Origin of the sequence: Algoriphagus aestuariicola, from assembly GCF_017254835.1 — a bacterium.
Taxonomy (GTDB): Bacteria; Bacteroidota; Bacteroidia; order Cytophagales; family Cyclobacteriaceae; genus Algoriphagus; species Algoriphagus aestuariicola.
The window spans coordinates 779,593-792,839 of record NZ_JAFKCW010000001.1 but is presented as its reverse complement, the minus strand read 5'-3'; the positions used below and the strand labels follow the sequence as shown (position 1 = coordinate 792,839).

Sequence of the window (13,247 nt, the reverse complement as noted above, 5' to 3'; positions counted from 1 at the left end):
AAGAATCTTAAATCGAGACGGGGCTTCCCAATAAGAAAGTGCAGAAGTCCCGTCCTTTGCCACTCCTATCAAACAGTCCGGCCATGGACAAACACAAAATCCTAAAGGGCATCGTTCACTTCCTGATCATAGGAATCCTCGTCTCGCCGGCCCTGTTGTATTTATTTGCTGAGCAAAACCAACGGTTTTATCCCCCGGTCAACCCGCTGGTATCCTACTCGGTGCTGACCATCTTTTACTTGGCAAATATTTTTTGGCTAATCCCAAGCTACGTCTACCGCCGAAACTACAGGGCCTATTCGCTAGGCATCCTACTGATGTCCGCAACCTTCATCGCCTTGCCGCTGACTGGAAGCCCGCCCCCAAACAGACCTTCCGAAGAATTTCGGATGCGGCCAGTACGGGAAAAACTACCGGGCCCCGGGGATGGAGTGATCGATTGGCAAAGGTTTCGTTTCTTTTTCTTTTTCCCGGATTATCTGCGCCTTTTGCTTGGTTTGGGTTTGGGCACCACGCTCGAGCTGCTTTTCCTGTATGACTCTGAGCGCAAAAGAAACGATGCCATGGAAAAACAAAAAGCCATAGCCGATCTCAATTTTCTCAAAAACCAGCTCAATCCGCATTTTTTGCTCAATTCCCTCAACAATATCTACTCGCTTGCCCGCAAAAAGTCCGAGGACACTACTCGCGCGATCCTGCTATTGTCGGATCTACTCAGACACGTACTCTATGAATCTGGCAAGAGCAAGATCAGCCTAGGCGATGAGATCACCTTTATCAAAAACTACATCAATCTCGAGAAACTGAAGTTCTCGGAGGAAAACGGGCCAAACATCAATTTTACGGTTTATGTAAAAAACGCCGATTATCCCATTGTCCCCTTATTGATGATGACAATCGTGGAAAATGCCTTCAAACACGGCATCAGCTATGTCCAGCCATCATTTATCCTGATCTCACTCGAGGAAAACGATCGGGAGGTCAGGTTTTCGGTCGTCAACAGCATCCATCGCAGAGCCTCTATAGAACCGAAAACCGAGCAAAAGGGACTAGGAAACAAAAACCTGGAAAAACAATTGGATCTCAGCTATCCAGGCAAGTACAGCTTCACCCAAAAGATTGAAAACAGCCTGTTCAAAACTTTCTTGGCGATAAAAAAATGAACTATAGGTGTATTATCATAGACGACGAGGCTTTGGCGATCGAGGTATTGGAAGACTACATCACCAAGTTTCCAGTTTTGGAGCATGTGGGCAGCTTCAACTCCCCGCTTAAGGCCATGCCAATGCTAATGTCCAAGGGTGTGGATCTGATCTTTCTGGACATCAATATGCCGGACATCAATGGGATCGCCTTTTATGAAAACCTCCCTTTCAAACCCCCGGTCATCTTTACCACTGCCTATGCCGACTTTGCGGTCAAAGGCTTTGAGATCAACGCGGTCGACTACCTGCTTAAGCCGATCAGCTTTGAGCGTTTTTTCCAGGCGATCAGCAAGCTGCTCAACAAGGCGCTGCCAAACCAATCTTCGCTGTCACAAGGATTTGCGCCCCTGGGCGAGGGACTTGACTACATCTTCGTAAAGGCGGAATACTCCTCCATCAAAGTGGATCTAAAAAACATCGCCTACTTGGAAGGCTATAAAGACTACGTTAAAATTCACCTCATCGATGAGTCGAAGCCTCTCCTCACGCTTAACAGCATCAAACACTACGAAGCTGTCTTGCTTTCCAAGGGATTTGTAAGGATTCACAAGCGATACATCGTATCCATAAACAAAATAGAGAACATCAGCCGAAATCGAGTCAAGATGAAGGCCAAGGAGGAATTTCTCCTGATCGGCGATAGCTTCAAGGATTTCTTTTATGAGCTGGTAGTCAATGGGAATACCTGACAAGGGCCCATGATTTGAATAAAGCCCCGAATTCGCTGGAATTCGGGGCTTTTTCTTTAGTTACCGAGCTCGTATTTGAGTGTCCTGCCTTTTTCCACGGCTGGCAGGCCTTCCGTCATCCAGAGCGGCGCGGGAGCGCCTTTCAGGTAATGGTCAAAGAACTGACTGAGCCGGATAGAAAGATCCTTTGAGTTTTTTCGCTGAGTCAGGTTGTGGTCTTCGCCATTGTACTGAAGCAACCAAGCAGGCTTATTCAGACGCTTCAGGGCCATAAACATTTCTATTCCTTGATACCAAGGCACTGCTCCGTCTGCATCGTTGTGCATGATGAGCACAGGCGTCTCCACCCTATCCATCATGAAGAGCGGCGAATTTTCGAGATAGTACATAGGCTTTTCCCAAAGTGTACCTCCGATTCTGGACTGGGTTTGCTCGTATTGGAACATTCGGCTCATACCTGTCCCCCAGCGGATTCCCCCGTAGGCAGACGTCATGTTGACAACCGGCGCACCTGCACCCGCAGCCTTGAACATATTTGTTTGGGTGATCAGGTAGGCCACTTGATATCCGCCCCAGCTTTGGCCTTGGATGGCCATATTCTCTGTATCCACTCCTCCTTTTGCGATCGCAGCCTGCACTCCGGGCACGATGCACTCCAGCGCACTCTGGCCGGGAAGCCCGATTTTATATTTGATATCCGGCACAAAGACCAGGTAGTCATTGCTTACGAAATAGGGGATGTTGATCGTGGAGCGACTCGGCGCAGGAGCGCGATAGCTATGGAAAGTGTCGCTATTTCGTTCATAGAAATACACCATCATCGGGTATTTCTTTGCAGGATCAAAACCCTCCGGCTTGAAAAGCAATCCCTGCAGCTCATCGCCATCCAACGTTAGATAATTCACCAACTCCACACTTCCCCATTTCACTTGGCTCTGCTGCGGATTGAGATTCGAGGCTTTGGTCAGGGATTTAAAGGTCAGATCCGTAAGGAAAAGGTCGGGGTTCTCCTGATAAGTGCTTCTCCTTACCATCGCCTCCGCAGATTCCTCGGCTTTGGTCAGGCCGTAATATCGGTTAGCAGTCATCAATAGAACCTTTGGAGCGGACTTCCCTTCATAGCTTGTGGAGAAATAACCGTTTTCCTTAGTCACTTCATTGAATGCAGAGAGAATCAGCGGTTCTTTGGTATCGATGAAACGTTCGTCGGGCTTCAAGCTTTCCCGGCGGAAGGTAAGCTGCTTTTTCCTGCCTTCCCCCAATGTAAGATTAACCGCTGACGTCGGATCACGGGGGTCAATCTTCCAAATATCATAACGGTCGTTGATCAAGATAGCCGAGTCGTCAGCCAGCCAACCTTCTGCCCCATAGCTTCCCGGCAATGAAGGGGAATCATGGAGCTCCTCAAAAAAGGCAACAGGCAGTGCCATGGTCAAGTTGATCTTCTTGCTACTTGCCAGATCAAACGACACCCAGGAGCTGTCCCTACCATCATACCAATAGGCATATTTTCCCGCGGGAGATAGCCGTGGATTTCCCGACGCGTTTTTCTCGATCAAGTTGGACTTGCCGGTTTTCATATCCACCCAATACACATCTCTGCCGGTCTGTATATCCCAACTGAAATTTCTTCGATAGGCCTGATCCGTCCAAGCCAACGCGACGTCCTGCGTGATCTTATTTTCCAGCCAGACATTCTCCAGCTCAGGAGTGGCCAGCTGGATGACCTTTCCCGATCCCGTTTCCATCAATGCCAGATAGTTTTGTTTTTCTTCTTGGGATTTGTTTTTGAGCTGCATGGGCTGGATCTCTGCATCCTGCCAACCCCAAATATCCAAGCTTACCCGCTCATCGTCCAAGATGGTGGTATCGTCTTCGTAGGCAAAATCCAAGTAGTCCTTGGCAACCCCAAAGAACATCCTGCTCTCGTCCTCGGAAAACCTCGGATTCCTGTCCGGGCTGATCCGCCCATTTTCCAAAATTCCAGCGGTCGTTTTGCCAACTTCCTGAGCTATGGATCCAGAGGAGATTTGGTACAAAAAAAGCTTGTGCTCCGGCTTTTTGTGTTTAGCCGAGTCATCGGTAGCGATGAAACTAAGAAATTTCGACTGAGGGGAAAAGGTCAGGCCGGAGTAAGCCGTCATCTTTTCATGCACGAGTTTGCTTTCGCCTGTGGCCAAATCCAATACATGCAAGGCAGCGTTATCCAGCGTGTCTTCCTCCGCAAGAGTATACTGGAGAAAATCCCCATTTTGTGAAAAGCCATAGGATTTCACGCGGTCAAACTCCCAAGACTTTGACCCATCAAGCGAGCGTACCAAAAGCTTGGTTCCATCGGTTTTCTTCGGCTTTTCGGCTTTTTTGGTGGAATCTGACTTGACGGTGTCGGTAGGATCCGGTTTTTTGGCCAGCTCTTTTTCAAAATGCACGGCTATCCAACTGCCTTTTTCCGAAGGAATGGAAAAGGACTTGACGCGGGCAAGCTTCTCGATTTTCCCGGAGGGAAGCTGAAGGATAAACAGACTGTCCTTTGGCAAATCATCGGCTTTTTTCTTTTGCAGTTTCAAGACGCGGACGGAGTCCTTTTGCGGTGCGATCTTCCCGACCGCGAAAGCGCCATCCGCGGAAAATGAAAATCCCACACCGCGCGGGATGATCGTCTTGCTCGAAGGCTTGGCATAGGGAAAAATCTCTAGGCGCGAATCGCCGTCCTGAGGGCTGATCTGATAGCCAACATACTGTCCATTTTTGGTAATCCGTTCTGAGCCGAGGCTCTCCCATCCGTCGTAGTCGGCATGGGTCAGGGATCTTTTCTGCTGTGCAAAACCCAGTTGCGCCGCAAAAAGCAAGGCCAGACTCAGCCAAATCCTGTACTTCTTATTCATCGTAATCAATTATTGGTTTAAGGTAAATTCTCTTTCGAAATAGCCTCCGCGGGTAGAAGAAAGTCTGATCTTGCCTTTGACAGATTCGTCTCCCTCTACCTTGACGCGAAACGTAGCCGTCTTCTTCTCTCCCACTCCTGTGTATCCGGCGTAGATAGTCTTGTCGTATAGGCTTGGCGTAGTGATCTTCACTTTGGCATCTTCATAGCCTTTGGTTAGTTCTTTGTCAAAATCCAACGAAACCCGGTCTTCCTGCACGATCTTGACAAGTTTGGCCTGCTCCAGGGCCACCGGCAGCTGGCCTGTGTTGCTCCATTCCAGCGAGATTTCAAATTCTCCGTCGGAAAGCTTAATGACCTTCAGGTCCGAAATGGAAATCTGGGGCAATTTTTTAGCCATGGCTAGATTGAACAGCGCCTGCTTTTTCGCCCAATCTTCCAGCTGCCAAGGCGGACCGTTTTGCCCAAAAAACTTGGGATGAAAGCCGCCTATTTCCACTTCTCCCAAAACGGGATGGGTGATAGGGGACCATGGCTTGAAGCCCTTGCTTCCGTTGGCCTCATCATCCCACATCAATCCATCGTATTCGTCGTAGACGCCATCCCCGTCGTAGTCCTTCATGGCGCCGTTGTTCCAAAGCTCGTCCCCATACCAGATGCTTCCATAGTAGAAGTATCCGAAATCTGGCCCGTGTCCAAAAAGCGGCTCGGGCTTCAGAGGATCACCTGTCATAGAATTCACCTTGTAGCGTGTGGAATAGGTCTCATAGACATCCCCGGCCCATGGATAGGCGGTAAAAGAAAGTCCCAATTGATCCATCTCTTTATAGATTGCCAAGTCCTCTGGATACATTCGCTCCTCACTTTTTGAGGTAGAAGGTGGGCGGAGATGCATAGGCACCCGAGTATCCATGGAGTTGACTACGGAAATGTTTGGGTGACTTAGCATCCAGAGTGCTGTCGACCGGGTTTCAAGTTCGCTTAGCGGGTATTCGCCTGCCCCGCCTTGCGTATATCCACGGCCAGTGAGGTCTCCTCCGGAGTTTGGCCTCCAGTTTTCCGGATAGTTTCGATGGAGATCCAGTCCTCCGATCCCGTCCTCGTTGTAGCTGCCATCTCCATCATTGTCGTATCCCTCGGTATACATGAGGTATTCGCCTTTTCCTGGAAAGGTCCGCTTCATCAGGCGCGCCTTGGGATCTTTTGGATCTATAATGAAGTTTGCCTTTTCCTTTTCCTCGTCGGTGACAGCCTTTTTTCGAAGTTGGTAAATTACTCCATCTCCATCCATGTCTTCCTCAGGATCCTCATCCAATAGGCCGTCTCTATCATTGTCCGTTGGCCTTACCGTGCTTCGGTTTCTTTGCTCGGTGTAGAGATAAAGATTGGAACCATCAGGATTGTTTTGGGGACGGAGATATATCGCCTTGGAGTCGATGAGTGCGGTGATTTCCGGGTCTTTGCCATAGCTTTCCAAGAGATGCTGCGTCAGCCAAAGGATCGATTCACTGGAGGTAATTTCGCCTGAATGCCTACCTCCTTCAAAATAGGCAGCTGGTTTATCGGTGTCTTTGCCAGTCTTTTTATTGGTCAAAGTCATCTGATATATAGGCCTGCCTTCAAAAGAATGGCCTATTACGTAAAGGTCAACAATGTCGGGATATTGCTTTGCCCAAGTCTCGTACCAATGGTACATGACTTCTACCGTATGGTACTTGTCGAAAGAAAGCGCTTCACCCGGAGTATATTCCACTTCTGGAAACTGAAACTTTTTGAAAAAAGATGGGCCGTGTCTTTCTCCGGAAACAGTATGAAATTTCGCTTTTTCGTTTTTCTCGGGGAAAAGCTTCGCAGCTTCAAATGACCTGACCTGGGCAGAGGCCATACCTGAGGTAAGGCAAGCCAAGATCAAAAGAGTGGATTTTCTCATAAGATGGGCGGTTGGTTGCTTAAAAATAAGCATGCTCCAAACAGCACATGCCACCGCTTAAAAAAAAAGACAGGCATCTCCGCCGGTTCACTTTCAGACAGTCATTCCAAATTTTTCCGGAAAGTAAATGCAATAGCGCTGCATTGGTTTACCTTGGAGTACACAACCAACAGGACTGTTTTCGGCTCGGAATAAGCCTTACAAGGGTGTCCATTAACATTTTTGGAAAGGAGGCTCAGGGTCGGCGTCAATCCAAATGCAAACCCAAAAACCGCCCTTTGGGAATTTGAAGCGCATTTTTTTGTCCGATAGAAACCAAGCCGATTAAACAAAAAAGTCTCGCCACTGGCAAGACCCTTTTCAGAATATAAACCCAAATATAACTTTAGAGATTAAAAGTTTCGATCTGAATACCAATTGTTTGGTTTTTTAAATGTTGTCAGATTTATCTGTAAACCAACGTAAGCTAAACCAAATTTTCAATTGCATTTATTTGATACGCCCAAAGTAAATGGATTTTGGCATTAATTACAAATTGAAAAAAAAATTTTGCAATATTTTGAACAATCTCTAATTTACCGCATCCTTCATTAACAATCATCTAAATCCTCTATAGGAAAATGGACAAAATTTTAGATATCGACAACATAGACCTCAAAATCATCTCGCTACTCAACGAAGACGCCAAAACCCCATATACAGAAATTGCCAAGAAGGTATTTGTATCCTCGGGAACCGTCCATGTGAGGATGAAAAAACTGGAGGATATGGGAATCGTCAAAAGCGCGACACTCAATATAGATTTCTCAAAATTGGGCTATGACATTTCCGCTTTCCTGGGAATTTATCTTGAGAAAAGCTCCCTCTATGACAATGTGATAGAGAAACTGAAGGAAATCGCGGAGGTCGTGAGCGCGTATTACACCACCGGCAACTACTCCATCTTCGCCAAAATCATTTGCCGGGACACCAACCACCTTCGACTCGTTTTGGACAAAATCCAAAAAGTAGACGGGATTGACCGCACCGAAACTTTGATTGTCTTAGAAGAGAGTATCAACAGGCCCATACAGTTTTTCGACAAGGAGAAATAGCTCTATTTAGATTAAAAACAAATAAATGATTTTGCGCTTGGCATCTGTCCAACCGATGATTTCCGGCTGCGGCCGGATTTTATTTTTATCAGGCCTTTTATTGAAAATCAAGCGTTTTTGAGGCATATTCCATTTGCTTTTCCCATCACTCATAGATATTTCAAATGGCTGCGAACATATTATTTTAATTATATGTTGTACCTTCGCAGTCAAAATATAATTAGTCTAAATAACTCAGCCCATGAGCAAAGACAACTCAATTTTAGAAGAACTAACCTCCAAAGAATACGAGCATGGCTGGTCAGTCAATTTTGAAGCCGATGAGGCTCCGATTGGCCTGAACGAAGACATTATTCGTTGGATCTCTACTAAAAAAGAAGAACCTCAATGGCTCCTAGAGTGGAGACTGAAGGCCTTCCGCACTTGGTTGACCATGACTGAGCCGGAGTGGGCCAACGTCACCTATCCGAAAATCGACCTCCAGGCGCTACGCTACTATTCCGCTCCCAAGCAAGTAAAGAAAGCCAAAAACCTGGATGAGGTAGACCCTGAATTGATCGCGATCTACGAACGTTTGGGCATTTCCCTCAATGAACAAAAAAGGCTTCAAGGCATCGCCGTAGACGCCGTCCTTGACTCCGTTTCTGTGGCGACGACCTTCAGAGGCACGCTTTCTAAGTTGGGAATCATATTCTGCTCATTCAGCGAGGCAGTGAAAGAGCATCCGGAACTCGTCAAAAAATATTTGGGTTCGGTGGTCCCAATGACCGACAACTATTACGCCGCGTTGAATTCCGCGGTATTCTCCGACGGTTCTTTCTGCTACATCCCCAAGGGTGTCAGATGTCCCATGGAGCTTTCCACCTATTTCCGAATCAACGCTGCCAATACTGGCCAGTTTGAAAGAACACTCATCGTAGCAGACGAAGAATCCTATGTCAGCTACTTAGAAGGATGTACTGCGCCTTCGCGTGACGAGAATCAGCTCCACGCTGCAGTAGTCGAAATCCACGCAGCTTCCCATGCTGAGGTCAAATACTCCACCGTGCAAAACTGGTTTCCAGGAGACAAAGATGGAAAAGGAGGAATCTATAATTTTGTGACAAAAAGAGGGATCTGTGCCGGAGACTACTCCAAAATCTCATGGACCCAGGTCGAAACCGGATCTGCGGTGACCTGGAAATATCCTTCCTGCATTCTGAAAGGAGACCACTCCATCGGCGAGTTCTACTCCGTAGCGGTAACAAACAACTACCAACAGGCAGACACCGGAACAAAGATGATCCACATCGGGAAAAACACCAAGTCACGTATCGTGTCCAAGGGTATTTCCGCCGGGAAATCACAAAACTCCTACCGAGGTCAGGTGCAGGTAATGAAGCGCGCAGACAATGCCAGGAATTTCTCCCAGTGCGACTCGCTCTTGATGGGTGATCGATGTGGGGCACATACCTTTCCCTACATCGACATCAACAATTCAAGCGCCAAAGTGGAGCACGAGGCTACTACCTCCAAAATCGGCGAGGATCAGATCTTCTACTGCAACCAGCGTGGAATCGCAACTGAAGATGCAGTAGCGCTGATCGTGAACGGCTATGCAAAAGAAGTCTTGAACCAACTACCGATGGAGTTTGCCGTGGAGGCGCAAAAACTGCTGGCACTGACGCTGGAAGGTTCCGTCGGTTAATCCAATTGGAAGATTGGAAAATATAGAAATTGAAAAATTAGAATCATGCTATCAATAAAAAATCTGCACGCATCGATCGAGGGAAATGAAATCCTGAGAGGAATTAACCTAGAAGTAAAGGCTGGTGAAGTACATGCTATCATGGGACCAAACGGTTCCGGAAAGTCAACTTTGGCTTCTGTACTCGCAGGTCGTGAAGAATATGAAGTAACCGAAGGTGAAGTGACTTTCAAAGGGAAAGATCTGTTGGACCTCGCTCCAGAAGACCGCGCCAGAGAAGGCGTTTTCCTTGCTTTCCAATACCCTGTGGAAATCCCGGGAGTTTCTTCCACCAATTTCCTGAGAACTGCGGTCAACCAAGTACGGGAGTACAGAGGCCTAGAGTCACTGGATGCCGTGAAGTTTTTGACCTTGATGAAGGAGAAGATGAAACTGGTAGAAATCGACCAGAAACTGCTCAGCAGATCACTGAACGAGGGTTTTTCTGGCGGCGAAAAGAAAAGAAATGAAATCTTCCAGATGGCCATGCTCGAGCCGACCCTGTCCATCTTGGACGAAACTGATTCCGGTCTCGACATTGATGCACTTCGGATTGTCTCCAATGGAGTAAACCAACTAAAATCAGGCAAAAACGCGACCATCGTAGTGACCCACTACCAGCGTTTGCTCGACTATATCGTGCCCGACTTTGTACATGTATTATACAAGGGCAGAATCGTAAAATCAGGCACCAAAGAACTCGCTTTGGAACTTGAGGAAAAAGGCTACGATTGGATCAAGGATGAGATTGATTCCGCTGCCACCGTCTGATTTCTAACCCAACAATCATGAGTACCTTGACCAAACAAGATACGTTCAGCAGCCTGATCGAAGCCGCTCCAAACAACTTTGCCTCGGCTCGGGCAACGGGCAAAGAAGCTTATGTCTTCCAGGGACTTCCTGCCGTAAAAGCCGAAGAATATAAGTTTACAAACATCAGTAAGAAGCTTGAGCAAAATCTGACAGACTTCTCTACTGCGAAGCCGCTACCTCTCACCGATGCGCAAGTGAAAGCGGCGGTCCACGAAGGTTTTGAAGGAAGCGTTTTAGTGTTTTCCAACGGGCAGTTCATTCCAGGACTATCCTCCAAAATCGATGAAGTTGAAGTTTCTTTGATTTCCGAAAAGGCCGATTTACCCATTGGCTCGATAGCCAACCCGAAAAAAGACGTCTTTGCGGCGTTAAACCAAGCTTCGTTCCAAGATGGACTTTTCATTTCCGTCCCAAAAAAAACACAGGTAGACAAGGCCATCCTTCTTTTGTCTTTTGACGAAGCAAACGAAGGCCAGGTGATCCAGCCGCGCGTTTGGATTGAAGTGGGCGATTTTGCCGAAGTAACCTTTATTGACCAGACGGTCAGTGTGGGAGAATCGACCTATTTTGTCAACGAAGTAGTGGAGGTGAAAGGAGGCATCAACTCCCAGATCCATTACTATAGACTGCAAAATGAAGGCAAAAATGCCATTGAGGTCAGCACGATAGAAACGGACATACAAAAGGACGGCAGATTCAGTTCCGTAAATATTTCCCTTTCGGGAGACATGGTTAGAAACAACCTGAACCTCAACCTGAAAGGAAGCAACTCCGAGGGAAACATGTACGGGATCTACCTCCTCAATGGCAAATCCCACGTGGATAACCACACGAACGTGGACCACACCATCCCCCATGCTGAATCCAACGAGTTGTACAAAGGCATCCTCGCAGACCAAAGCAGAGGAGTGTTCAATGGGAAAATATTCGTTCGCCAAGACGCGCAAAAAACCAACGCTTTCCAACAGAACAACAACATTCTGCTGTCGGAAGATGCGACTGTCAACACTAAGCCCCAGTTGGAGATTTGGGCAGATGACGTGAAGTGTTCCCACGGTTGTACCGTGGGCCAGCTGGACGAAGAAGCCTTATTTTATCTTCAGACAAGAGGAATCGACAAACTCCAAGCAAAAGGTTTGTTGCTTTATGCTTTTGCCGGAGAAGTCTTGGAAAAAATTGAGACTGAAAGCTTCCGCGAATACTGCGACTCTCTCATCCAAGAGCGACTGGGAAGTAAATTTTAATCCCAACCAATGAGTTTGAACATCGAACAGATCAGGGGCTTGTTTCCTGTACTTCACCAGGAAGTGCACGGCAAGCCCTTGATCTATTTTGATAATGCCGCCACCACTCAAAAGCCCCAAGCCGTATTGGATGCATTGACCAACTACTACAAGCTGGACAATTCCAACATCCATCGCGGCGCCCACGCCTTGGCTGACCGTGCCACTAGATACTATGAAGAGACTCGGGAGTCTGTACGGGATTTTATTGGCGCGGGTGAATCGGCGGAGATCATCTTTACCAAAGGAACTACCGAAAGCATCAATCTCGTAGCCCAGACTTTTGGGAGAAGATTCATCGGAAAAGATGATGAAATCATCATCTCCACACTCGAGCACCACTCCAACATCGTGCCTTGGCAGATGTTATGCGAGGAAAAGGGTGCCATTCTCCGTGTCATCCCAATCAACGATGCTGGGGAAATTCTCTTCGACGAATTCGAAAAACTCATCTCTCCCAAAACCAAACTGGTCAGCATCGTCCATGCTTCCAACGCACTTGGAACGATCAACCCCGTCAAAAAAATCATCGATGCCGCACATAAAGTGGGTGCAAAAGTCCTGCTAGACGGAGCCCAGTCTACTTCACACCTTATGATTGATGTGCGGGAGTTGGACTGCGATTTTCTTGCTTTTTCCGCCCATAAGATCTACGGCCCGACCGGATTGGGAGTATTGTACGGAAGGAGGGAAATTCTGGAATCCATGCCTCCTTTTCTTGGCGGTGGGGAAATGATCAAAGAGGTCACGTTCGAGAAAACGACGTACAATGACATCCCCTTCAAATTTGAAGCGGGAACCCCCAATATTGCCGATGTGATCGCCTTCAAGGCGTCATTGGATTTTGTCAATTCCCTGGGAAAAGCCGAAATCAAGCGCCACGAGGACGCACTGCTGGCCTACTCCGAAGAACTGACTCGGGACATCAAGGGCTTCATACCCGTGGGCACAGCGCAGGACAAAGTCTCGGTTTTGTCCTTCAACATCAACGGCATGCATCCCTTTGATGTGGGCCAAATGCTGGACGCAAATGGGATCGCCGTCCGGACTGGCCATCACTGCACCCAACCACTGATGAAAAGATTCGGGATCGAAGGAACCGTTAGGGCCTCCTTTTCGGTTTACAATACCAAATACGAAGTCGAAAAACTGGCGGAGGGTATCGCCAAAATCGCGAGATTCAAGAATAAATGAGCAGCATCAAAGAAACACAAGAAGAGATCGTATCCGAATTTGAAATCCTTGGCGATGACAAGGAGTCGACTATCTTCTACATCATGGAACTTGGCAACTCGCTTGAATCTTTTCCTGAAGAAGAAAGGAAAGAGGAAAACCTCATCAAGGGGTGCCAATCCAAAGTTTGGCTGATAGCCGATGAGGTTGGAGGAAAGGTACACTACCAAGCCGACTCCAATACCGACATCACCAAAGGCTTGATTTCCCTTTTGATCCGAGTACTGAACGACCGGAGCCCTGAGGAAATTTTGGAATCAGAGTTGAATTTCATCGAGAAAATCGGAATGGGTAGCATCATCGGCAGTCAGCGGTCAAACGGCCTCGCATCGATGATCAAGCAAATGAAGCTGTACGCGTTTGCGTTTCAAACCAAGCAAAACGCCTGAA

General features: G+C 47.5%; 10 protein-coding genes. 8 read left to right on the top strand and 2 right to left on the bottom strand.

The genetic code is table 11. The features are described 5' to 3' along the window. Window positions 1-83 precede the first annotated feature (83 nt). Both J0A67_RS03335 and J0A67_RS03330 read left to right on the top strand, forming a co-directional pair. Complete coding sequence (locus tag J0A67_RS03335) at window positions 84-1,163, top strand: sensor histidine kinase (RefSeq protein WP_206567848.1); 1,080 nt, start codon at window positions 84-86, stop codon at window positions 1,161-1,163. Further along, complete coding sequence (locus tag J0A67_RS03330; protein WP_206567847.1) at window positions 1,160-1,894, top strand: LytR/AlgR family response regulator transcription factor; 735 nt, start codon at window positions 1,160-1,162, stop codon at window positions 1,892-1,894. The genes J0A67_RS03335 and J0A67_RS03330 overlap by 4 nt, the downstream gene beginning before the upstream one ends. 56 nt (window positions 1,895-1,950) lie before the next feature. Here the strand turns inward: J0A67_RS03330 and J0A67_RS03325 are convergent, their stop codons facing one another. Then, window positions 1,951-4,779 carry an alpha/beta hydrolase family protein gene (locus J0A67_RS03325; RefSeq protein WP_206567846.1) on the bottom strand — a complete coding sequence of 943 codons (2,829 nt, stop codon included), beginning with the start codon at window positions 4,777-4,779 and terminating at the stop codon, window positions 1,951-1,953. A 9-nt stretch (window positions 4,780-4,788) separates the two neighbouring features. After that, complete coding sequence (locus J0A67_RS03320; protein WP_206567845.1) at window positions 4,789-6,708, bottom strand: M14 family metallopeptidase; 1,920 nt, start codon at window positions 6,706-6,708, stop codon at window positions 4,789-4,791. A 620-nt stretch (window positions 6,709-7,328) separates the two neighbouring features. Here J0A67_RS03320 and J0A67_RS03315 point away from each other — a divergent pair. The 6 genes from J0A67_RS03315 (at window position 7,329) to J0A67_RS03290 (ending at window position 13,246) form a co-directional block, all read left to right on the top strand. Further along, on the top strand, window positions 7,329-7,802 hold the full coding sequence (locus J0A67_RS03315) for an Lrp/AsnC ligand binding domain-containing protein (protein ID WP_206567844.1): 474 nt from the start codon (window positions 7,329-7,331) through the stop codon (window positions 7,800-7,802). Window positions 7,803-8,043: 241 nt separating this feature from the next. Next, on the top strand, window positions 8,044-9,489 hold the full coding sequence (sufB, locus tag J0A67_RS03310; RefSeq protein WP_206567843.1) for a Fe-S cluster assembly protein SufB: 1,446 nt from the start codon (window positions 8,044-8,046) through the stop codon (window positions 9,487-9,489). A gap of 45 nt (window positions 9,490-9,534) precedes the next feature. Continuing rightward, window positions 9,535-10,299, top strand: coding sequence for a Fe-S cluster assembly ATPase SufC (sufC, locus tag J0A67_RS03305; RefSeq protein WP_206567842.1), 765 nt, complete (start codon window positions 9,535-9,537; stop codon window positions 10,297-10,299). A gap of 17 nt (window positions 10,300-10,316) precedes the next feature. After that, the gene (sufD, locus tag J0A67_RS03300) at window positions 10,317-11,585 is read left to right on the top strand and encodes a Fe-S cluster assembly protein SufD (protein WP_206567841.1); all 1,269 of its coding nucleotides are present in this window, start codon (window positions 10,317-10,319) and stop codon (window positions 11,583-11,585) included. A 9-nt stretch (window positions 11,586-11,594) separates the two neighbouring features. Beyond that, window positions 11,595-12,818, top strand: coding sequence for a cysteine desulfurase (locus J0A67_RS03295; RefSeq protein WP_206567840.1), 1,224 nt, complete (start codon window positions 11,595-11,597; stop codon window positions 12,816-12,818). Then, entirely contained in the window at window positions 12,815-13,246 is a 432-nt protein-coding gene (locus tag J0A67_RS03290) for a SufE family protein (protein ID WP_206567839.1), read from the top strand. The genes J0A67_RS03295 and J0A67_RS03290 overlap by 4 nt, the downstream gene beginning before the upstream one ends. The last annotated feature ends 1 nt before the right edge of the window (window position 13,247 follow it).

Bases quoted from the DNA above. Each gene is read 5' to 3' on its own strand.
- sufB (WP_206567843.1), top strand. From the start codon at position 8,044: ATGAGCAAAGACAACTCAATTTTAGAAGAACTAACCTCCAAAGAATAC.
- J0A67_RS03335 (WP_206567848.1), top strand. From the start codon at position 84: ATGGACAAACACAAAATCCTAAAGGGCATCGTTCACTTCCTGATCATA.
- sufC (WP_206567842.1), top strand. From the start codon at position 9,535: ATGCTATCAATAAAAAATCTGCACGCATCGATCGAGGGAAATGAAATC.
- J0A67_RS03295 (WP_206567840.1), top strand. From the start codon at position 11,595: ATGAGTTTGAACATCGAACAGATCAGGGGCTTGTTTCCTGTACTTCAC.
- J0A67_RS03325 (WP_206567846.1), bottom strand. From the start codon at position 4,779: ATGAATAAGAAGTACAGGATTTGGCTGAGTCTGGCCTTGCTTTTTGCG.
- J0A67_RS03315 (WP_206567844.1), top strand. From the start codon at position 7,329: ATGGACAAAATTTTAGATATCGACAACATAGACCTCAAAATCATCTCG.
- J0A67_RS03290 (WP_206567839.1), top strand. From the start codon at position 12,815: ATGAGCAGCATCAAAGAAACACAAGAAGAGATCGTATCCGAATTTGAA.
- J0A67_RS03320 (WP_206567845.1), bottom strand. From the start codon at position 6,708: ATGAGAAAATCCACTCTTTTGATCTTGGCTTGCCTTACCTCAGGTATG.
- J0A67_RS03330 (WP_206567847.1), top strand. From the start codon at position 1,160: ATGAACTATAGGTGTATTATCATAGACGACGAGGCTTTGGCGATCGAG.
- sufD (WP_206567841.1), top strand. From the start codon at position 10,317: ATGAGTACCTTGACCAAACAAGATACGTTCAGCAGCCTGATCGAAGCC.